The organism is Metabacillus dongyingensis, from assembly GCF_019933155.2.
GTDB lineage: Bacteria > Bacillota > Bacilli > Bacillales > Bacillaceae > Bacillus_P > Bacillus_P dongyingensis.
In genome coordinates, this window is record NZ_CP082944.1 from 3644303 (window position 1) to 3664788 (window position 20486).

Genomic DNA, 20486 nt, shown 5'->3' on the forward strand with positions numbered 1-20486 from the left:
ATCCAATGTTGATCAGTCAATTAGAAATGAACCAATTAAATATCTCTCTATTCGACCGAACTGGTGCATAATCCTAATTTAGTATTGTCCTTACCGCCACAGGTTGAGTAGTATCTGCCTGTGGCGTTTTTATGCTTATTTTCATATAAACGTATCACGCCACAGGTATGTCCTGTGGCGTTTTACATTTTAAGGAAAATATTTAAAGGAGGTGATAGGTATGACCATCCACTTATTATTTGTTACTTTAACAATTAAACGAAAGCATAAATCAATTGATCAAGTGCAGCATGAAGAACAAGTTTTCAAGTCATATGAAGCAATGATGAACAAATGCTTTCAAATGTACAACGGCAACTAATCTATATTTTCACCACAACCATAAATAGAAAGGAGAGAGTTAAAATGATGATTCAAATGGTTTTAAGAATGCACCTCAATGTGGAGAAGGATACTGCATAGGCGTACCATCCATACATCCGCTGCATCCATCATTTCATTTATTATCAAAAAAAAGCGAAGAAACCTCACAGGTTCTTCGCTTTTTTATCCTTTGCTTTTTTGCTGGTTTTTCTTTTCTTTTTCTGCCCGGTAAAATTCATGAAACATCTTCATTAAGGCCCTTTTCTCGATTCTTGAAACATAACTCCTTGAGATCCCAAGCTCCTTCGCAATTTCCCGCTGTGTTTTTTCCTTCTGAAGATCTAGCCCGAACCTTCCGACAATTACTTCTTTCTCCCGTTCATCCAGAATATCAATGAATTCTTTCACTTTTTCAAGCTCCATATTCAGCTGAATGGTATCAATGACATCCTCTGATTCTGACTTTAAGACATCTATCAGGCTTATCTCGTTTCCTTCTTTATCCTGTCCGATAGGATCATGCAGGGAAACATCTTTCTTTGTTTTCTTAAGTGCTCTCAGGTGCATGAGGATTTCATTTTCAATACACCTTGCAGCATAGGTGGCAAGTTTTGTTCCTTTTCCTTCTGAGTAGCTTTCAATGGCTTTTATCAGGCCGATTGTCCCGATAGAAATAAGATCCTCTGAGTCCTCGCCGGTGTTTTCAAATTTCTTGACAATATGTGCTACAAGCCGCAGATTATGTTCAATCAGCATGTTGCGGGCATGTTCATCCCCAGTCGCCATAAGCCTGAGATACTTCTTTTCATCATTTGCTGACAAAGGCTGAGGGAAGGCATTGTTTTTGACATATGATACTAGAAAGACTAATTCCTTTAATAAGTATCCTAAAGCTGCTAAAACCCCTGACATTGACCCACCTCCACGTACAGAATGTAGGCTTTAGCCTATAAAACATTTGTATGTAAAGCGGGGCCTGTTTGTGTCTGTACTAAGAAAGATTGTACGGAATTATCCTGTATTTATTTAGAATTAAAGCGCATACATTGTGACACTTTTGAGAACCCTATTGATTCTTCCATTTATTTGATCAATAATGGATTTTAGTGATTTGGAGGTGCTTTTTTGAAAAAGTATTTGTCTCTTGCCGCTTTTCTTGTGATTTTACTATTAATGAGCTGCGGAAACCGCTCAGAAAGATATACGATTGTGGCCTTTGGCGACAGCAATACACGCGGCGCCAACTGGACCATCCGCAATTATCAGGATACAGATAAATGGGTAAATTTAATGAAATCCACTTTGCCTGTGAATAACGGGCAGGCTTTGATCCATAATGCCGGGGTTGGCGGTGAAACCACTGAGGATGCAAGGAAACGCTTTAAGCGTGATGTGCTGAAAATGGATCCGGATTTGGTTTTCATCATGTTTGGAACAAATGATGCAGTCATTTTGCCGAATGGGAAACCAAAAGTAGACCGTGCACGTTTTAAAGAAAATCTTCTCTATTACGTGCGAGAAGTAAGGCATGCCGGCGGCACCCCCGTCCTTATGACCTGTTTGCCGATTGTAGAAGGAAACGGCAATGACAAACTATACTACACCCGCTATCCGAAGAAGCTTTATGCTCATACTGATGGAGCCAGGAACTGGCATAACTCATACAACGATATTACCCGCGAAGTCGCATATAAAAATGATGTCACTCTGATAGATAACTGGACAAATATGGTGAAGTTTGCCGGCGGAGATTCGGATGAAGCTTTATTAAATTCAGGTATCATCGATCCATCAGGCAATCATATGACGCCACAGGGAGCAGAACTGATTTATTTATCCATCCTTGAGAGCAAAGTGCTCAATTCTAAATAAAAGAACCCATTCTCAGACTGGAATGGGTTCTTTTTTATATGAAAATTACAGGCAGAAAGCCTGCATGTTCCTTCTTTAAGCATCTTCCTGCTCATCTAAACGCTTCTTATATGTGATGGAACGTTTAAAACAGAAAAAGGCTGCTGCCAAGAAGACTGAAGTCGTCCCCATCATCACATATTCTTTTATTGCGCTGGGTTCTTGGCCCTGTGCGGGAATCAGCATGCCTATATATAAAAAGACACTGACTGCAAGCAGCACAAATGCGTATCTCTTGTAATCAGTCATTAGGTGCTGAACATGTTTTTTATTCATTTTCCTTTTCACCTGCCATAAATGTGTCTCTAATAAAACGATAACATATAACAGCGGTGATTTATGCATGTAAATTCCGGCAAAAGAGGAATTTACTTTAAAGCATTTTTTAAGTCTTCAATTAAATCCTCTGAATCTTCTATACCTACAGAAATTCTTAGTAAACCATCTGTTATGCCAAGCTCCATGCGGCGTTCTGCAGGAATCGAAGCATGCGTCATTTTAGCAGGCATGGAAATTAAGCTCTCAACAGCACCTAAGCTTTCAGCCAATGTAAAATACTTAACTTTTGACAAGACTTCTTCTGCTTTCTTTTCGCTTCCTACATCAAATGAAACCATTCCGCCGAAGCCTGATGCCTGTTTTTTGGCAATTTCATGGTTTGGATGATCAGCAAGACCTGGATAAAACACCTTGTTAACAGCTGGATGATGATCAAGAAACTGGACGATTGCAGCAGTATTTCTTTCATGTGCCTCCATACGCAGCGCAAGAGTCTTAATGCCGCGAATGAGCAGCCATGAATCTTGAGGCCCCAGAACTCCTCCAGTGGAGTTTTGGACAAAGTGAAGCTGTTCAGCCAGCTCCTCAGAGTTAACGACAACAAGCCCTCCTACAACGTCACTGTGGCCGCCGATGTATTTTGTTGCACTATGAAGGACAATATCTGCTCCCATTAAAAGAGGAGTCTGCCAGTACGGTGTGCTGAATGTATTATCTACAATCGTAAGCAGCCCATGTTTTTTAGCAAGAGAGGCTGCGGCTTCTACATCTGTAATTTTAAGCAGCGGATTTGTAGGTGTTTCGATAAATAGCGCTCTTGTATTTTCTTTAACCGCCCCTTCAATGTTTGATAGATCGCTTGTATCAACAAATGTAGAATCAATGCCAAGACGGTTTAACACTTTAGTCATAACGCGGTATGTTCCGCCGTAAACGTCATCTGTTAAAATAACATGATCTCCGCTGTTAAAAAGCATCATAACTCCTGTTATCGCAGCCATACCTGAACCAAAAGCAAAGCCGGCGTGTCCTTCTTCAAGATCCTTAATCAGCTCTTCCAATGCGTGTCTTGTTGGATTACCGGTACGTGAGTACTCAAATCCTTTATGATTGCCGACTCCATCCTGTTTGTATGTGCTGACTTGATAGATTGGCGTTGATACGGCTCCTGTATGAGGATCTCCGACAATACCACCATGAATCATCTTTGTTTTGCGTTTCATCCTATATTCCTCCTTCATAAATTTTTTTGCTTAAGTAACGTTCACTGCTGTCAGCGAAAATGGTTACAATGTTTGTTCCCGGTTTAGCTTTTTCTGCCTCTATCAGTGCTGCGTGAAGGGCTGCTCCTGATGAGCTCCCGACTAAAAGACCTTCTTTTATAGCAAGCTCCTTTACACGGTTAAACGCATCTATATCTAAAACGGTATGAATGCTATTAAAATATGACTCGTCCATATAACCAGGCAGAAATTCCATGCCTATTCCTTCTGTTTTATGCGGGCCGGGTTCACCGCCATTTAAGATGGAGCCTTCTGGCTCAACGATGGCAGTCCTGATATTTTCGTTCTTTTCTTTTAAATATTGGGCTGTGCCCATGAAGGTACCGCCTGTGCCCGCACCGGCCACAAAAATATCAATGCGGCCGCCCAGCTGCTCCCAAAGCTCGGGACCGAGCGTTTTGTAATAAGTAAGGGGATTCACAGGATTGGCAAATTGCTGCGGACAATAAGAACCAGGGATCTCTTCAAGAAGTTCCTGTGCTTTTTTAATAGCTCCCTTAATTCCTTCACCGGTTGGAGTATTGACCACCTTTGCTCCAAGTGCCCGCATAATATCCTGCTTTTCCATGCTGAATTTCTCAGGAACGCACACGACCACATTGACTTTGCGGTGAATCGCAGCAAGGGCAAGACCGATTCCGGTATTGCCTGCTGTAGGCTCGATAATGGTTCCGCCCTCTCTTATTTTGCCGGTTTTAATCGCTTCATCTATCAATTCAACTCCAAGACGGTCTTTAATGCTGCCGCCAGGGTTAAAAAACTCAAGTTTTGCAAAAAGGCGCACTCCTGCAGGCAGTTCAAATTGTGTAATCTCCATCAGCGGTGTATGCCCAATAAGTTCTTCAATGCCCTTTACAACTTTCATTTTATTCACTCCCAAGAATTAAAAAGAGGGATCACCCCGTCTATTAGCTTTTTAAAGCACTCACAATACTTAAAACCAGCTGTGCAGAGTTCTTTGCAGCTGTATCAAGATACTGCTCAAATGAAACATCCGATTCTTTGCCGGCAATATCGGATAATGATCTAATAATGACAAAAGGTACACCAAATTGATGCGATACTTGAGCAATAGCTGCTGCTTCCATTTCTACTGCATAAAGGCTGTCAAATTTAGTGCGGATATATGCCACTTTTTCCGGATCATTCATAAATGAGTCACCCGTTGCAATCAGTCCTTTTACAACTTGAATGCCTGTTTGCCCTTCTGCCTGTTGGGCTGCAATTTCAACCAGCCTTGGATCCGGCAAAAAGGCTGGCGGCATTCCCGGCACCTGCCCGTATTCGTAATTGAATGCTGTAACATCAACATCATGGTGTCTCACTTCAGAAGAAATGACTACATCCCCTACATTCAATGATTGATGAAAACCTCCTGCTGATCCTGTATTGATTACATAATCAGGCTTATATCGGTCAAGTAAAAGGGTTGTGCTCACTGCCGCGTTTACCTTTCCGATCCCTGATTTTAATAAAATCACATCAATTCCTTTGTATGTTCCTGTTGTAAATTCACTGCCTGCAATTGTTTCTGAAGAAGGATTTTCAAGCTGTTCTCTTAATATAGATACTTCCTCTTCCATTGCTCCGATAATTGCTGCTTTCATCATTTAGTCAAATCCTTTCCAAAAGGCGAATTATTGTTTCACTGCTTCCATTAACCAGACAAATTCATTCATTTGTGTAAAGGTAACTTCAAAAGAGTTGCTTTCAAAAATACGGCGCATGACAGAATGTGTTGGGTAATATTCTGTTTCAAGGTCCTTTGCCAAGTTTAAGAAATGCTGCTTTTTCGATTTTTCGATCATGGCTTGATGCGCCTTCTGATCGGTAAAAACAGTGTCAGCAAAAACTATTTTACCACCTTTTCCAAGAAGACTGCCATAGATTCGGACAGCTTTCTCCTTTTCTTCATCTGTTAAATGATGAAAAGCATATGTGCTCACAATCGTTTCAATCTGTTTCTCAGGAACCGGAAATGTCAAAAAATCTCCGTCGCTGATTTGCACTGCGCTGCCAAGCTTTTCTGCAGCCTTTTCACGCATTGTTTTCGATGGTTCAATTCCATATACTATTTTCCCTGTATTCAAAAGCTCATTCGTTAAATTACCGGTACCTACACCAAATTCAAGAATCGTTTTTCCAGATAGCTGTGTGACAGCTTTTAGAATTTGATCATAGCCTGCAAAAACTTCTTTATATTCTTCATCATGTCCACCGACAGTTGAATCATACGAATGTGCCCAATCCTCAAATAACTCTACAAATTCTCTGCCCATTTATGCCACACTCCATTATATGCTGTAAATTTAATAATTCCTATCTGTATACTATGAATTAAAAATTGAACTGTTCTTAATTTACCATAATCCTTTTCATTAAAGCAATGAAAAGACTTTCCATCGGTTACTTTGGTAAAATAATAGGGCATAAGAATGGAGGATTGCCTAATGTTTAAATTGGAGTTTATAAAAGATAAAGTAGAATTTTTTGAGGCAGAGAAAATTACAGATTTAGAAAGAAAGATCAATGAGCAAATTGAGGTTAATAAAGCTATTTTGCTTGAGCTTCATTCTGTTGCGCATCAAATGCATGTGACAGAGGAAGGCAGAAGGTTCTATAGTGCTGCTGTGCATTTTAAAGCTAAATAAATGAGACAAGTGCAAGCGCCTGTATAGCTCAGGCAGGGAAGATAATGATCCCGCAGAAAAGTCCGGGTTTGTCTTTTTTGCCCGATTTGATCTGGCTGGGGAGCTGGGCTATGGAGCTAGACATTAAAACGCAAAAAAAGGTGATATCCGTATAAACCGGGTATCACCTTTTTACATTACCTTGTTTCTGTTTGCTTTAATTTTTCCACTTTAACTGGCTTCCAGCCCTCATTTTCCACCCAGGTAATTTCTACTTTGTAGTTCTGTGTTTTATCCTTGGATGAAATGGTTCCTTTGGCATCATTTGGACTTCCGTTATTGCCGATAAACCAGATTGTCATATCTGATTCACTTAAGCCGGTAGCATAGCTCATCGCTTTAATCATTTCAGCCCAGTCCTGTGAATTCTTGTCATACTGAGCAGTATGAGTTCCAGATTGTGAAGTGCCTACTGGTTTCCAGCCCGGATTTTCTATAATCTGATCAACATTGGAGTTTGGATCTCCTTCTGTGACCACTTCTTCCCCGGCTTCTGATTCTTCAGGCTGTTCTTCAGCATTCTCTTCTTCTTTTGCGGCATCCTCTTCTTCGCTGCCGTCTTGATCTGCTTCAGCGTCTTCTTTCGCTGTTTGTTCTTTATCTTTTTCTTCTTTATTTTTTTCGTTTTCGATTTGATTTGAACCCGTTTCTTCTTCCGTATCTTTTGACGCCTGTTCACTGTCATCTCCGCCAAGCATCAGCTGCGATCCAATAACAAGAATAAGGATGACGACGATGCCAATTAAAATGTTCAGGACAACATTTGCTTTTCGGCGCTTATCACGATTTTCAAAACGTGATCCTTTACTTAGTTTGCTCAAGTGCATTACACTCCTTTATCCCTTTACATTCTGTTTTATTCTATCATTAGAATGAATTTCTATCTAGTAGCAGCATTTTCTAGCCGGGCCAATTCATTTGCCATGTCATAAAAAATACTATTTGCTGAAGATTGGGCACTATGTGTATCAAGTTCTACTACAACCAAGGCATATTTAGGCTGATGTGAAGGGAAAAATCCTGCGAACCATTTATGTACTGTACCCTTTCCTGTTTCTGCAGTCCCGGATTTACCTGATACCTCAAATGGCAAGCTTTGAAACCTTCTGCCGGTCCCTTCTTGATCAGTTACGACTAATCGAAGCAGGTGCTGAAGCTTTGCAGCTGTATAGGGTGAAATATTGTCGCTTTCCGGTTCTTTATCCGGAAACTTAAACATGGTAGTGCCATTTTTATATAAGATACTATCTGCAATTTTCACCTGTTTTTTTTCGCCGCCCCGAGCAATTGCAGCCATCATGTTAGCCACTGACAGCGGTGTGACCCGGACATTTTTTTGTCCGATTGCTGTTTGAGCAATTGCCCGTTCTGCAGTTTTGTCCGTCTTATCTCCCCATAAATGCGGACTTTTCTCTTCAGGAAATTGCTTAAAATCTTCATAATGATAAACCGGGCCGCTCCAGCCTGCTTTTTCGGTTAATCCCAGTTTTCCGGCATATTCATCTATTGTATCTGGGTCTTTTTCCATTAACTCGTTAGCTATTGATGTAAATGTATAGTTGCAGCTTTGAGCAAAACTTCTTTCTAAATTTAAATTGCCTTTATCGTTTTCTTCATCAGGTTCACCGTACATATTCAGACTGCAGTCATATATTCTGTTCTTATCAATTCCGTTTTCAATCCCAGCTGCAGCAATGACTGTTTTAAACACTGAACCGGGTGCAATTGGAGTGAGCATCAGATTCGCATAGGTTTCATGCTCAGATCGGTTCATTTCAGGTTTGCTGACCATGGCAAGTACTTCGCTTGTCTCTGCATCCAGCAGCACGATTCCCCCTTTTTTCACGTTATACCGGTTCATAACATGATTCGTCATATCCTGCATAGAACTGTCTATCGTTGTTTTAACACTTACAGGATAAAAGGGATTAGCATCAGCAATATATTTAACATTAATGCCAAACAGCGGATTTCCGTCCCCGTCAACGTGGTACATTAGTTTCGTTTCGGCGTCTGGAAGCAGAAATTCATCAAATGCTTTTTCGAGTCCTGTAATCCCAATCTGAGTTTTCGAAGATAAATTTTTCTTTTCGGGATATTTTTCTCTAAGCACTTCAGCATTTTCCCCAGTTATACCGATATAATGATCTGCTGCCTGCCCTTTCTTTTTTGTTTGCTGATAAATGGCAAATACACCTGGGATCTCCAAATCATTGATTTCTTTTATGGCGGATTCATTCAGCTCGAACCCTTCTTTTGATCCTAAGAGCAGCGGTTTATCCGCTTCTTCTAATAATCTCTCCACTTTGAAACCTGGAACATTGACAATTGCTGATAGTTTACTGATTGGCCAGTCAATCTTATTCAGAAACGGAAACAATACAAGCTTGGCCTCCTGTTCGTGTCCAAGAGGGCTTCCATTTCTATCTGCAAAACGACCTCGTCCATCATCAATCATGACTTCCTGTGTCCGCTGACCGACGCTTTCCTCAATCAAATTTATGTTTCTGTCTGTAAAAGATTCTGTGTGAATCATCTGGATATCTGCAAGTCTCAAAATTAAAGCAAGCATAGATAAAAAAATGCAAATCGCAATTATTTTCATTCTTTTTCTTGTTTTCATAGAAAAACACCTCGTCTGTAATTAGTGTCGACGAGGTGTTTTTTTATTAAACCTATATTATTTAACGTTTGTAATTTTCACATGCATTTCTCCGCCAGGAGTCTGCACATTGACTTCATCTCCAACTTGACGGCCCATCAGGCTCTTTGCAATCGGAGAATCATTTGAGATTTTTCCTTCAAATGGATCTGCTTCAGCGCTTCCTACGATTGTATATGTTTCTTCATCGCCATTTGGAAGTTCAACAAATGAAATGGTTTTTCCAAGTGTTACAACATTTGTATCGGCATCTTCTACAATGATCTTCGCATTGCGGATCATGTTCTCAAGCGTAGTCACTCGTCCTTCAACAAAAGCCTGCTCTTCTTTCGCTGAATCATATTCGGAGTTTTCTGAAAGATCCCCAAAGCTGCGGGCAATCTTGATTCTTTCAACTACTTCTTTACGCTTAACGGATTTTAAATATTCCAATTCCTGCTCAAGCTTTTCTTTACCTTCAGTTGTCATAGGAAATACTTTTTCTTGTGCCATGATCTCACTCCTTCTAGTATAACTGTCCCCCAAAAAAATTAGGTATGTAAAAAATGCACTGTGATAATGGGGAGGGCAAAACTTTATGCCCTCACACTGCAATATGCATATGCTGAACTTTTCAGGTGATCTTGTGAGGAATAGCCTTTAATGTAGCTTAAAAGCAAGCCTGCGGCTTGCTTTCCTCATAGAGCATACAATGCTCAAGTTTACTTTAAATGAGAATTTTTACTCAGTCAATGATGAACCCTGAGAAACTTTAACAGCCTATACATAATATGGTCACAGTAATCTTTATCTATGCTATGTTATTACAAAATTGCATTTAGTTCAAGAATTGTTTGAATTTTTGTAACCATAAGGTCAATCGCTACGTGATTTTGACCGCCTTCTGGTATGATGATATCCGCATAACGCTTAGTAGGCTCAATGAACTGATTGTGCATCGGCCTTACAACCGAAACATACTGCTCAATCACTGAATCAATTGTTCTTCCGCGTTCTTTAATATCACGGAGCATTCTTCTGATAATGCGGATGTCTGCATCTGTATCTACATAAAGCTTCATATCCATCAAGTTGCGGAGTCTCTCGTCTTCTAGGACCAAGATGCCTTCAAGAATAATCACATCTTTAGGTTCTACTAAGATAACATCCTCTGAACGAGTATGAAGCTTATAATCATATACAGGCTTCTCAATAGCTTCGTAATTCAGAAGCTGTTTAATGTGCTCAATTAAAAGCGTGTTATCAAAAGCAAGCGGATGATCATAATTTGTATTCAGTCTCTCTTCGTAGGGTAAGTGACTTTGATCCTTATAATAGAAATCCTGTTCAAGCATCAGAATGGAATGTCCTTTGAAATGCTCGTAAATGGATTTTGTAACGCTTGTTTTACCTGAGCCGGAGCCGCCGGCAACTCCGATTACTATGGGCTTTTCCCCCATAATCACTTCCCCTTTCGCATCATGTTATTTGGGAAGACTTTTTGATTCGCTTTAAACTTCACAATTTGCAGTGGATGACGGGCTGCATCAAGCTCATTGCCTTCTTCGTCCCATAGTTTATCAATGGTTTGCGTAAAGTTCGAAATTTCAGGACCAAAGAATTCGACTTCATCCCCTGGTTTGAAGAAATTGCGCTGCTGAAGGGTAACCATACCTGTTTCCTCGTTGTAATCAAGGACAAGTCCTGCAAAGTCAAAAGTCGTTTTCTTTCCATGAACTCCAAACATTTGCTCCTCCGTACCTGGAACACCTTCAAAGAATGCTGGCGCAGTGTCACGATTGGCACATTTATCAAGCTCTTCAAGCCACTCTTTTTGAATGACGAAGTTCTCAGGATCCGCACAGTATGCGTCAATGACCTTGCGATACACACTGACAACTGTTGCTACGTAGTGAATGGATTTCATGCGCCCTTCAATTTTCAGGCTGTCGATGCCAAGCTCAATCATTTTTGGAATGGATTGAATTAAATTTAAATCTTTCGGGCTCATCGCAAATGCCGCATCATCCGCGCCAAACAAAGCTTCTTCACCGTTATCAGCAAGTTTATAAAGATCATAATCCCAGCGGCATGACTGACAGCAGCCTCCGCGGTTTGAATCCCTTGCAGTCATATGGTTGCTGAGTACACAGCGTCCGGAATAGGCAATGCACATTGCACCATGGATGAACGTTTCAATTTCGATATCCACTTTTTCTTTCATTTCTTTAATTTCTTCAGCGCTCGTTTCGCGGGCAAGCACCACGCGCTCGAGACCTTCCTCTTTCCAGAACTGAACAGCTTTCCAGTTTGAAAGAGATTGCTGGGTGCTTAGGTGAACCTCAAGCTTTGGCGCTACTTTGCGGCATGTCTCAATAATCATCGGATCGGCTACAATGATGCCTGCTACTCCTGCATCCTGCAGACCCATTAAATATTCTTCAAGACCGTCCATGTTTTCATTATGTGCAAAAATGTTTGTCGTTACATAAATTCTTGCGCCATACTTGTTTGCAAATTGAACACCTTCAGCCATTTCTTCTTGTGAAAAGTTGTCTGCATTTGAGCGCAGGCCAAATTCTTTTCCGCCGATAAAAACAGCGTCAGCCCCGTAATGAACGGCAATTTTAAGCTTTTCTAAATTTCCGGCTGGGGCCAGCAATTCAGGTTTTTTCGTAATGACGCGTTTGCCGTCAATAATTTGTGAGATGTTATCTTTAACAGTTACCATCCTATTTCCTCCTTCATTTCATATTTTTCAGTAAACTGTTTCCTTAAAGAAAAACCCTGTATCTAAAGGCCGGTTTTCAGGCTGAATTTCTTCTATGTCCGCAAGCAGCTGATCTTTTACATCTTCATACTGTTCACGGTCCTCAATACATAAATCAATAGCTTGGCGGTATTTTTTTGTAACCTCAATCAAATACTCAGATGTCTGCAGGACACCATCGATTTTAAACGAGTCAATTCCGCCATCAATCATATCTGAAAGCTCATCAATAATGCACATATCGTTTGGACTCATGATGTGGGTGCCGTTTGCATCTTCATAAATCGGGTACTTATTGCTGCGCTCTTTATCATGGAGGAACATCGTTTTTTCATCTTGGATGCTCTCAATTTTCATAGCTTTTCCTTGGTATTCATAGTAGTTTCCGATCAGGGAGCGTTTTGATTGGAACATGCATGTCATGCCATGAACCTGCACTTCAATCTCCACTTCTGCATTTTCTTTTGTTTCAATAATCGATTCCATGCTTAATTCCCGTGCTAAAACAGCGCGTTTAGCGCCTTTTCTGCCCCAGTAATTGCACGTATACCAGTTGGTTGCTGTCGTTTCTGTATTCCAATGAAGCTTCATTTCAGGAGCTGCTTCTCTTGCAGCCATTAAAACAGCCGGATCACCAAAGACGACCGCATCGACTTTAATCTCGCTTAAGAACCGAAGGTAATCATACAATTCTTCAATTTTCTCATTATGAAAAATAGCATTCATTGCAGCATATACTTTAATGTTTTTTGTATGAGCAAGAGCTGTAGCTTCTTTCATTTGATCTCGGTTAAATTCTCCTGCAAGACGCAGGCCGTAATGCTGTTCTCCAATAACTACCGCAGTAGCTCCTGCTTCAGCAAGAGGGAGAATATCTTCAACTTTTGTCGGTGTAACAATTAATTCTGGTTTATTCATCTTTTTCACCTCGTTTTATACTTACAGCCATTCCATCACCAACCGGGAAAATCGCTGTGTGATAGGCTTTGTTTGACATCAGCCATTCATTGTATGTCCTTATTTTTCTTAAAAGCGCGCGCCGTCTCCGATGAAAGGACATATCTTCTTCTTCAGATGCAACTAATCCTTTGAATAAAACGTTGTCTGTAATTATGCAGCCGTTATCTGAAAGCATTGGTTCGTACATTTCAAAGAACCGCATATACTGACCCTTTGCTGCATCAATAAAAATCACGTCATAAGGACCTTTTTCTTCTATTTGTTCTTTAAGCTCCAATGCATCTCCCTGCAGAACCGTAATTCGGTCTGCTAACGCATTTGCTTCAATATTTATGGCTGCTTGCTTAAATCGCTCTGCATTTCTTTCAGCCGTTACGATTTCTGTTTCAGGGAGCGCTTTGCACATCCGTATCGCAGAATAGCCGATTGCGGTGCCGATTTCTAAAATCTTTTTTGGCTGTTTCAGCACAAGCAGACTAATGAGAACTTCTATTCCTGTCTTTTCCATAATGGGAACGGCGTGTTCAAGCGCGTATTGCTCCATCTGTCTGACTGCTTCGTCTTGATCAGGAAGAAGGCTCTCTATATATGATAAAATCGTGTCATTTTCCATTGTCTTCTCCTTCAAACGGTGCGTATTCACCGTTAAAGTGTGTCTTAAGTCATGAAAATAAGAGTTCTTTCGGAGAACTCTTGTCATTATTTGTTATTTTGTTTATCTTTCTCTACACAACTCGATATATTTTACCACAACAGAAAAGGGAATGCGAATATTTTCACGTTCCCCTCTGTTCTTTATTTATTGGTAATATGCTCTGCTTTAGCTTTGTTGTGCTCTTCAAGTGTTTTTGTGAAAATGACTTCACCTTTTTTTGTTGCCAGGAAATAAAGAAAATCTGTTTTTTCAGGCTCCAATGCCGCTTTCATGGATTGATCTCCGGGATTTGCAATTGGTCCGGGAGGCAGTCCTTTCACCTTATACGTATTATAGGGTGATTTCACTTCAAGATCTTTATAATACACTCTGTCCTTATGTTCCCCAAGTGCATACAGCACAGTAGGATCTGTCTGAAGGGGCATTTCCTTTTCAATCCGGTTGTAAAATACACTTGATATTTTATTCCGGTCAACTGATTTTGTAGCTTCTTCTTCAATCAGAGATGCCATTGTAAGAAATTGATGGACCGATAATTTCTTCTCTTCAAGCTGAGGAAGATAAGGGAATACAACAGTATGCGTCTTTTTAATCATCTCTTCTAAAATAAAATCAAGGGAAGGCTTTTTTTCATAAAAAGGATATGTCGCAGGATAAAAATAGCCTTCAAGAGGATATTTAATATGCTGTCCATATATATCTTTCGTTATGGTTTCCGGATATTTCTTTTGCATCATAGCTATGAACTCTTTATTATTCATCCTGCTGAGAACTTCTTTTTCGGTAAACCCTGAATGTTTGGCTATCGATTTAGCAATGTCCCTTATTTGGATTCCCTCGGGAACTGAAATTTGGAATACAACATCCGTAATCACTTTACCGGATTTAAGACTTGCCACAATATCTTCGATTTCCATTGAGGGTGTTAATTTGTAGTTTCCCGCCTGAAAACCTGACTCATTTTTAAATTTCACATAGTATTTAAATACTCTTTTATCCTTAATGATTTTCTTTTCTTCTAAAATTGCTGCAATTGTGGAAACGGATGATCCTATTGGAATGTTTACATTAATTGCATTTTTGTCCTTTTCATCTACAGGCTGCAGCGCAGACTTTATATATAAATAGCCGCCACCGATTAATCCTGTCATTAAAATGACTATAACAACAAAAATCACAAGGACGATTTTTCGGATGACTTTAGCTTCCTGCTGTTTTTCAAGGAGTTTATTTTGGATGGAATGTTTGTTCGAATCAGCTTCTGACATTATAAAATGTGTCCCCCTTTCATCAAAATGATTATACTACATAATCATTGTTTTTTCGCCAAATTCCAGCATATTTTTAAGGAAAGGTCACTTTAAGAAAGAAAATTCACATTATCGATCTATGTTTGGCAATCCTACCATAGAACTATTATCTCCGGATGATTGACATTTTCTTATTCAGGCAAAAAAAAAAACCGTCATAAGACGGTTTCTTACTTTTCTTCCTCTTCGTTATCAAGGAATGTATTCAGCATCTCTTCTACAAGATCCCACTCTTCTTCTGTTTCAATCGGTGCTAATTCTCCGTCTATCCCGTCTGCTGTCGGTTCGAAGCTTGATGCATGAATTTCAATTTCCTCTTCATCATCCTGCTCGCCAAGAGGGTAGTAAAGCACATATGATTTTCCAAATTCTTCAGATGCAAATGTGAAAAGAATTTCACAAAGCTGTTCATTTCCATTTTCGTCTACTACTGTAATTTGTTTTTCTCCGTGTTCCATTGCAGTCACCTCATCTATAGTTTGCTGTCAGTTTAATTCAGGCTATCCAGGTATCCTTGCAAAATCATCACTGCAGCCATTTTATCAATTACTTTTTTTCTTTTCTTTCTGCTGACATCTGCTGAAATCAATACTCGTTCAGCCGCCATGGTAGACAATCTTTCATCCCATAGTATAACCGGAATCCCAAATTTTTTCTCAAGCTTTAAAGCAAATGACTGGCTTGCTTCACCTCTTGGTCCAACCGTTCCATTCATGTTCTTTGGGAATCCGAGAACGATTTTTTCTGCTTGATGCTCATTCACAATCTGCGTGAGACGCACCAGCCCGAAGTTACCGCCGGCTTCATCAATTTTAATCGTCTCAAGCCCCTGTGCTGTCCAGCCAAATTCATCGCTGACAGCAACTCCAAGGGTTTTGGAGCCAAAATCCAAACCAATAATTCGCATATTAATCCTCTCTATGATGGTGTAAGTACGATTTTACCAATTCCTCAATGAGTTCATCCCGTTCAAGCTTGCGGATTAAATTTCTTGCATCGCGATGACGGGGGATATATGCAGGATCTCCAGAGAGCAGGTATCCAACGATTTGGTTAATCGGATTATAGCCTTTTTCTTTCAAAGCATCGTATACAGTGAACAGAACTTCATTCACATTTGTTTCCACTGCTTCCTCAGAAAAGTTAAACTTCATCGTTTTATCAAAGGAACTCATCACTCGCACCTCTTTCCCAGATTCACCTGTGGAATCTGCTTGTCCATTCATACTACCATTCTACACTAACTATTGAAATTATAAAACGGATTTCACTTTCTGGTGAAATCTTTAGAGAAATTCCGCCAGAAAGCAACAAATTCATTGATCCTTATATTAGATAGTTTTAACCCATTCTAATGCATACTTCAAAGCTTCTTCAAGTTTTTCAGGATCCTTGCCGCCAGCCTGTGCCATATCAGGACGGCCGCCTCCGCTTCCTCCGCATCTTACAGCTACCTCTTTAATTAATTTCCCTGAGTGATAACCCTTTTCGACTAAATCGCTTGTAATTCCTGCTGCAAGACTTACTTTTTCGTCATGAGCTGCTCCAAGAATGACAATGGCTGATCCTAATTTTTGCTTTAATTCATCGACCATTGTTCTCAGACTATTCATGTCTTTTGCATTTACTTTGCTTGAAAGAAGGGTTACACCATCAATTTGTACAGCGCTGCCCAATAAGCTTCCAGCTTCTACATTACCCAATTTAGCTGTTAATGATTCATTTTCCCTTTGAAGAGAGCGAACATCACTGAGTAGCGCTTCTACACGGCTTGCTGCATCTTTAGGATTTGATTTCAGTTTTGATGAAACCTCAGATAGAATGGATAGCTGGTCTTTTATCAGCTGATAAGCGCCTTGTCCGGTAACTGCTTCAATTCTGCGTGTGCCTGCACCGATTCCTGTTTCAGCTACAATCTTAAACAGGCCGATTGAAGCGGTATTGTCAACATGGCAGCCTCCGCACAGTTCAAGGCTGTAATCTCCTACTTGAACAACTCTGACAATATCTCCGTATTTTTCGCCGAAAAGAGCCATAGCTCCCATTTCCTTCGCTTCAGCAATTGGTTTAAGCTCGATATTGACTCCGATGCTCTTCCAGATTTGCTCGTTTACAATTTGCTCAATCTGTTCAAGCTCTTCTGGCTGCACTTGACCAAAATGTGAAAAGTCAAATCGGAGTCTTTCAGATGTTACAAGTGACCCTGCCTGATTGACATGTCCACCAAGAACATCTTTAAGAGCCTGATGCAAGAGATGTGTCGCAGTATGGTTTTTAATGACCGCACTTCTAGTTGTTTCATTAACAGCTGCAGTTACTTCATCATTTGTTTTTACTGTGCCGCTGATCACAACTGCAGTGTGAAGGTTTTGTCCATTTGGAGCCTTTTGTACATGCTTTACTTGCAATTTCACTGCATCATTTTCAATTGTGCCTTCATCCGCAATTTGACCGCCGCTCTCAGCATAAAAAGGAGTTTCATTTAAAATAAGCTGCACTTCATCTCCAGCAATTGCATTGTCTGTCAGCTCCCCGTCTTTCAGAAGAACAGACACTGAAGCTTTCGCTGTAAGCTGAGTGTATCCGACGAACGTGCTGTCGGCTTTAATTTCGCCAAGTACTCCGCCCTGCACCTGCATAGAATCAACATCCTGCCTAGCAGCACGTGCACGCTCCCGCTGGCCTTCCATCTCTTTTTTGAAGCCTTCATGGTCGATTTCCATTTGCTCTTCCTGTGCATACTCTTCTGTAAGTTCAACAGGGAATCCGTATGTATCATAAAGACGGAAAACGTCCGTTCCAGGAATGATGCTGCTTCCTTTAGCTTTTTGCATGTTTACAACTTCAGCCAAAATGGACAATCCGTCATTTAAGGTTTCGTGGAAGCGCTCTTCTTCATTTTTTATGACTTTTTGAATAAACTCTGTTTTTGCTTTTACCTCAGGGTAGAAGTCAACCATAATTTCCCCTACAACCGGTACAAGCTCATACATAAACGGGCGGTTGATATTGAGTTTCTTTGCATATCTTACTGCTCTGCGCAATAGACGGCGCAACACGTATCCGCGTCCTTCGTTTGATGGAAGGGCACCATCTCCAACAGCAAATGTAACCGTGCGAATATGATCAGCTACAACCTTGAAGGCTTCATCTTTTTCATGATCAGTGCCGTATTTCTCGCCTGAAATCGTTTCAGTTGATTCGATGATCGGCATAAACAAATCTGTATCGAAGTTGGTCGGAACATCCTGAATGACAGATACCATCCGCTCAAGTCCCATTCCTGTATCAATGTTTTTCTTTGGCAGCGGGGTATATGTACCGTCTGAATTATGATTGAACTCTGAGAAGACGAGGTTCCATACTTCCAGGTATCGCTCATTTTCTCCGCCTGGGTATAACTCAGGGTCTTTAGGGTCGTTTCCATAAACTTCGCCGCGGTCATAGAAAATTTCTGTATTCGGTCCGCTTGGTCCCTCGCCGATATCCCAGAAGTTTCCTTCCAGACGGATAATCCGCTCTTCAGGCACACCAATTTTATCTTTCCAGATTAAGAAAGCTTCATCATCTTCCGGATGAATGGTAACGGACAGTTTTTCTGGATCAAAGCCAATCCACTCTTTACTCGTTAAGAATTCCCATGCCCAATCGATTGCTTCTACTTTAAAATAATCACCGATTGAAAAGTTTCCAAGCATCTCAAAAAATGTATGATGACGGGCTGTTTTGCCGACATTTTCAATATCATTTGTCCGGATTGATTTTTGTGCATTGCAAATTCTTGGATTTGCCGGGATGACACGGCCATCGAAATATTTTTTCAATGTCGCAACGCCGCTGTTGATCCAAAGCAGGGACGGATCTTCATGAGGAACCAGAGAAGCACTTGGTTCCACTGCATGGCCTTTTTCCTTGAAGAAATCTAAAAACATTTGACGAACTTGTGCTGAAGTTAGGTTTTTCATCTTTTTTCCTCCTTTATTGCGGCTGTTTACATAAAGATAGCTGTATCTTGCATACACCTTTCTTAAAAAAGCCTTTTAACAAAATAAAAAACTCCCGTCCCTGTGAAAATCATTGAGATTTTCACAGGGACGAGAGATTGCTCGCGGTACCACCCTGATTATGGACTTAATGTCCATCAGCTTCATTCAACCGTAACGGGGTTAAGACGGCAGGGTTTGCCTGCACTCTGGAATAGCCTTCTGTTTCCCTTCATCCCGGAATTCCTCTCAGCCTTGGAAATTCCTCTCTTTTCAGATGGTCTGAAACGTACTCGTTCCTTCATCGATTTTATAAAATATATGCAGTGTATACGCAGAATTATAGTTCATAGGATATGACGATGTCAATGCTGTCTTCTCAATTGTACGAGATGCATCAAAGTCACTTTTAAAACAGCTAATACAGGAACTGCTAAAATCATCCCGATAATCCCTGCAATTTCTCCTCCTGCCAGAAGGGCCAGCATAATGACAATGGGATGCATGTGAAGACTTCTTCCAACGATTAAAGGACCAAGGATATTCCCCTCGATAAATTGCAGGGAAAAGATAATAATGATCACAATCAGGACAGTATCAAGAGACATGGATGCTGCTATAATGACAGCCGGAACGGCTCCAATAATCGGTCCGAAGTATGGAATGACATTCGTTACTCCAATTAAAATGCCAATGACTAAAGGATATTTAATATCGAAAAACCAAAGTGATATAAATGCCAGAAAACCAATTATGAAACAAACAAGAAGCTGCCCTCTTATGTAACTTCCCAATGACTGATCGACATCCCGGACAAAAATGACTGCCTCAGGTCTCCATCGCTTGGGAGTTAAATACCAGGCTGCTTTTTTAATTTGCTCATAATCCTTCAGCATATAGAATACCAGAAAAGGAATGAGAGCGATAATTAATACGTAATCGAAAACCCTTCCTATGCTATTTAAGATTCTGTCAATCCAATAGGAAAACCAGGCTTCTATATTTTGAAAAGCAGATTCAATTCTAGCGTGAACCTCTTCAGGAAACCGGTCAGTCTGATTATGGATCGTGGACAGCCATCCCTGATATTTTTTCTCAAATACCGGAAAGCTTTCAGAAAGATCCTTAAGCTGTTCAATCATGACTGGAATCCCCTTGTAAAAGCCATATCCGATCCCGCCAAAGAAAAGAGTGTAGATAATTAAGATCGAGAGTGTGCGCGGAACTCCGGTGGAATGCAGTTTCTCAATAACCGGGTGCAGCAAATAGGTAATAAACCCGGCGATCAAAAATGGAAGAAGGATAGCTTTGATGATAATAAAAAAAGGATCCCAAAGGACACGGAGCTTCAAAAATAGATAAACAGATAACAAACATAAAAGAAAAATACCGATTCGCATCAGCCATTTAAAATAGCGTTCCTTCAAAATGCATCACTCCTCATCTTTAGTTTGGGGAGGAGAGGGCGAAATATGCATTGAAATTTTAATATCGAAATCGCCTAGTTCTGCTCCTGAGGAAGATAAGAAACCGGCGGAAAAGTCCAGGTTTGACTTTTTCGGCGTCGGTTCGTGTGGCAAGATGAAAAATAAAAGACCTATTCAAAAAATTCCTTAATGTAGGGGATGGAGAATTTACTAG

22 protein-coding genes are annotated in these 20486 nt (G+C 40.4%); 3 read left to right on the plus strand and 19 right to left on the minus strand.

Features of this window, described 5'->3' with window-relative positions:
• Window positions 1–220 precede the first annotated feature (220 nt).
• Window positions 221–361: a YrzI family small protein gene (locus tag K8L98_RS18125; RefSeq protein ID WP_223436856.1), complete on the plus strand. Its 141-nt coding sequence runs from the start codon at window positions 221–223 to the stop codon at window positions 359–361.
• Between the two features lie 185 nt (window positions 362–546).
• On the opposite strand, the gene sigK is transcribed toward K8L98_RS18125, so the two are convergent.
• Window positions 547–1275 carry an RNA polymerase sporulation sigma factor SigK gene (sigK, locus tag K8L98_RS18130; protein ID WP_070874405.1) on the minus strand — a complete coding sequence of 243 codons (729 nt, stop codon included), beginning with the start codon at window positions 1273–1275 and terminating at the stop codon, window positions 547–549.
• Window positions 1276–1488: 213 nt separating this feature from the next.
• Here sigK and K8L98_RS18135 point away from each other — a divergent pair, with 213 nt between their 5' ends.
• Window positions 1489–2235: an SGNH/GDSL hydrolase family protein gene (locus K8L98_RS18135; protein ID WP_223436858.1), complete on the plus strand. Its 747-nt coding sequence runs from the start codon at window positions 1489–1491 to the stop codon at window positions 2233–2235.
• Window positions 2236–2310: 75 nt separating this feature from the next.
• Here K8L98_RS18135 and K8L98_RS18140 read toward each other — a convergent pair whose 3' ends face one another.
• From K8L98_RS18140 to K8L98_RS18160, 5 genes are all read right to left on the minus strand, one after another.
• Window positions 2311–2550, minus strand: a complete 240-nt coding sequence (locus K8L98_RS18140; protein WP_223436860.1) for a YrhC family protein — start codon at window positions 2548–2550, stop codon at window positions 2311–2313.
• A gap of 92 nt (window positions 2551–2642) precedes the next feature.
• Window positions 2643–3776 carry a bifunctional cystathionine gamma-lyase/homocysteine desulfhydrase gene (locus K8L98_RS18145; protein WP_223436861.1) on the minus strand — a complete coding sequence of 378 codons (1134 nt, stop codon included), beginning with the start codon at window positions 3774–3776 and terminating at the stop codon, window positions 2643–2645.
• A 1-nt stretch (window position 3777) separates the two neighbouring features.
• The gene (locus tag K8L98_RS18150; RefSeq protein ID WP_223436864.1) at window positions 3778–4701 is read right to left on the minus strand and encodes a PLP-dependent cysteine synthase family protein; all 924 of its coding nucleotides are present in this window, start codon (window positions 4699–4701) and stop codon (window positions 3778–3780) included.
• Between the two features lie 43 nt (window positions 4702–4744).
• On the minus strand, window positions 4745–5443 hold the full coding sequence (mtnN, locus tag K8L98_RS18155; protein WP_223443574.1) for a 5'-methylthioadenosine/S-adenosylhomocysteine nucleosidase: 699 nt from the start codon (window positions 5441–5443) through the stop codon (window positions 4745–4747).
• A 30-nt stretch (window positions 5444–5473) separates the two neighbouring features.
• Complete coding sequence (locus tag K8L98_RS18160; protein WP_223436866.1) at window positions 5474–6115, minus strand: class I SAM-dependent methyltransferase; 642 nt, start codon at window positions 6113–6115, stop codon at window positions 5474–5476.
• Window positions 6116–6286: 171 nt separating this feature from the next.
• Here K8L98_RS18160 and K8L98_RS18165 point away from each other — a divergent pair, with 171 nt between their 5' ends.
• Entirely contained in the window at window positions 6287–6487 is a 201-nt protein-coding gene (locus K8L98_RS18165; protein WP_223436869.1) for a DUF2536 family protein, read from the plus strand.
• A gap of 176 nt (window positions 6488–6663) precedes the next feature.
• Here the strand turns inward: K8L98_RS18165 and K8L98_RS18170 are convergent, their stop codons facing one another.
• From K8L98_RS18170 to K8L98_RS18230, 13 genes are all read right to left on the minus strand, one after another.
• On the minus strand, window positions 6664–7353 hold the full coding sequence (locus tag K8L98_RS18170; protein ID WP_223436871.1) for a YrrS family protein: 690 nt from the start codon (window positions 7351–7353) through the stop codon (window positions 6664–6666).
• 53 nt (window positions 7354–7406) lie between these two features.
• A complete protein-coding gene (locus K8L98_RS18175) occupies window positions 7407–9149 on the minus strand; it encodes a peptidoglycan D,D-transpeptidase FtsI family protein (protein WP_223436873.1) in 1743 nt (580 codons plus the stop codon).
• A 57-nt stretch (window positions 9150–9206) separates the two neighbouring features.
• Window positions 9207–9680: a transcription elongation factor GreA gene (gene greA, locus K8L98_RS18180; protein ID WP_070879795.1), complete on the minus strand. Its 474-nt coding sequence runs from the start codon at window positions 9678–9680 to the stop codon at window positions 9207–9209.
• A 311-nt stretch (window positions 9681–9991) separates the two neighbouring features.
• Window positions 9992–10627 (minus strand): uridine kinase, encoded by a 636-nt coding sequence (gene udk, locus K8L98_RS18185; protein ID WP_223436875.1) that lies wholly within the window; start codon window positions 10625–10627, stop codon window positions 9992–9994.
• 2 nt (window positions 10628–10629) lie between these two features.
• Window positions 10630–11898, minus strand: coding sequence for a peptidase U32 family protein (locus tag K8L98_RS18190; RefSeq protein WP_223436877.1), 1269 nt, complete (start codon window positions 11896–11898; stop codon window positions 10630–10632).
• Between the two features lie 27 nt (window positions 11899–11925).
• On the minus strand, window positions 11926–12855 hold the full coding sequence (locus K8L98_RS18195; protein WP_223436879.1) for a peptidase U32 family protein: 930 nt from the start codon (window positions 12853–12855) through the stop codon (window positions 11926–11928).
• Window positions 12848–13510, minus strand: a complete 663-nt coding sequence (locus K8L98_RS18200; RefSeq protein WP_223436881.1) for an O-methyltransferase — start codon at window positions 13508–13510, stop codon at window positions 12848–12850. Before K8L98_RS18200 ends, K8L98_RS18195 begins: the two co-directional genes overlap by 8 nt.
• 182 nt (window positions 13511–13692) lie before the next feature.
• Window positions 13693–14820 (minus strand): endolytic transglycosylase MltG, encoded by a 1128-nt coding sequence (gene mltG, locus K8L98_RS18205; protein WP_223436883.1) that lies wholly within the window; start codon window positions 14818–14820, stop codon window positions 13693–13695.
• 212 nt (window positions 14821–15032) lie between these two features.
• Window positions 15033–15320, minus strand: a complete 288-nt coding sequence (locus K8L98_RS18210; RefSeq protein WP_223436885.1) for a DUF1292 domain-containing protein — start codon at window positions 15318–15320, stop codon at window positions 15033–15035.
• Window positions 15321–15352: 32 nt separating this feature from the next.
• On the minus strand, window positions 15353–15769 hold the full coding sequence (gene ruvX / locus K8L98_RS18215; protein ID WP_223436887.1) for a Holliday junction resolvase RuvX: 417 nt from the start codon (window positions 15767–15769) through the stop codon (window positions 15353–15355).
• A gap of 1 nt (window position 15770) precedes the next feature.
• On the minus strand, window positions 15771–16037 hold the full coding sequence (locus K8L98_RS18220; protein WP_029279472.1) for an IreB family regulatory phosphoprotein: 267 nt from the start codon (window positions 16035–16037) through the stop codon (window positions 15771–15773).
• 156 nt (window positions 16038–16193) lie between these two features.
• Entirely contained in the window at window positions 16194–18827 is a 2634-nt protein-coding gene (alaS, locus tag K8L98_RS18225; protein WP_223436889.1) for an alanine--tRNA ligase, read from the minus strand.
• Window positions 18828–19210: 383 nt separating this feature from the next.
• A complete protein-coding gene (locus tag K8L98_RS18230) occupies window positions 19211–20272 on the minus strand; it encodes an AI-2E family transporter (RefSeq protein ID WP_223436891.1) in 1062 nt (353 codons plus the stop codon).
• Between the last annotated feature and the right edge of the window lie 214 nt (window positions 20273–20486).

Coding starts and splice junctions, on each gene's coding strand:
- mtnN (WP_223443574.1), bottom strand. CDS start 5,443: ATGAAAGCAGCAATTATCGGAGCAATGGAAGAGGAAGTATCTATATTA.
- K8L98_RS18190 (WP_223436877.1), bottom strand. CDS start 11,898: ATGGTAACTGTTAAAGATAACATCTCACAAATTATTGACGGCAAACGC.
- K8L98_RS18160 (WP_223436866.1), bottom strand. CDS start 6,115: ATGGGCAGAGAATTTGTAGAGTTATTTGAGGATTGGGCACATTCGTAT.
- alaS (WP_223436889.1), bottom strand. CDS start 18,827: ATGAAAAACCTAACTTCAGCACAAGTTCGTCAAATGTTTTTAGATTTC.
- K8L98_RS18210 (WP_223436885.1), bottom strand. CDS start 15,320: ATGGAACACGGAGAAAAACAAATTACAGTAGTAGACGAAAATGGAAAT.
- udk (WP_223436875.1), bottom strand. CDS start 10,627: ATGGGGGAAAAGCCCATAGTAATCGGAGTTGCCGGCGGCTCCGGCTCA.
- greA (WP_070879795.1), bottom strand. CDS start 9,680: ATGGCACAAGAAAAAGTATTTCCTATGACAACTGAAGGTAAAGAAAAG.
- mltG (WP_223436883.1), bottom strand. CDS start 14,820: ATGTCAGAAGCTGATTCGAACAAACATTCCATCCAAAATAAACTCCTT.
- K8L98_RS18175 (WP_223436873.1), bottom strand. CDS start 9,149: ATGAAAACAAGAAAAAGAATGAAAATAATTGCGATTTGCATTTTTTTA.
- K8L98_RS18145 (WP_223436861.1), bottom strand. CDS start 3,776: ATGAAACGCAAAACAAAGATGATTCATGGTGGTATTGTCGGAGATCCT.
- K8L98_RS18200 (WP_223436881.1), bottom strand. CDS start 13,510: ATGGAAAATGACACGATTTTATCATATATAGAGAGCCTTCTTCCTGAT.
- K8L98_RS18165 (WP_223436869.1), top strand. CDS start 6,287: ATGTTTAAATTGGAGTTTATAAAAGATAAAGTAGAATTTTTTGAGGCA.
- K8L98_RS18140 (WP_223436860.1), bottom strand. CDS start 2,550: ATGAATAAAAAACATGTTCAGCACCTAATGACTGATTACAAGAGATAC.
- K8L98_RS18195 (WP_223436879.1), bottom strand. CDS start 12,855: ATGAATAAACCAGAATTAATTGTTACACCGACAAAAGTTGAAGATATT.
- K8L98_RS18170 (WP_223436871.1), bottom strand. CDS start 7,353: ATGCACTTGAGCAAACTAAGTAAAGGATCACGTTTTGAAAATCGTGAT.
- K8L98_RS18220 (WP_029279472.1), bottom strand. CDS start 16,037: ATGAGTTCCTTTGATAAAACGATGAAGTTTAACTTTTCTGAGGAAGCA.
- sigK (WP_070874405.1), bottom strand. CDS start 1,275: ATGTCAGGGGTTTTAGCAGCTTTAGGATACTTATTAAAGGAATTAGTC.
- K8L98_RS18150 (WP_223436864.1), bottom strand. CDS start 4,701: ATGAAAGTTGTAAAGGGCATTGAAGAACTTATTGGGCATACACCGCTG.
- K8L98_RS18125 (WP_223436856.1), top strand. CDS start 221: ATGACCATCCACTTATTATTTGTTACTTTAACAATTAAACGAAAGCAT.
- ruvX (WP_223436887.1), bottom strand. CDS start 15,769: ATGCGAATTATTGGTTTGGATTTTGGCTCCAAAACCCTTGGAGTTGCT.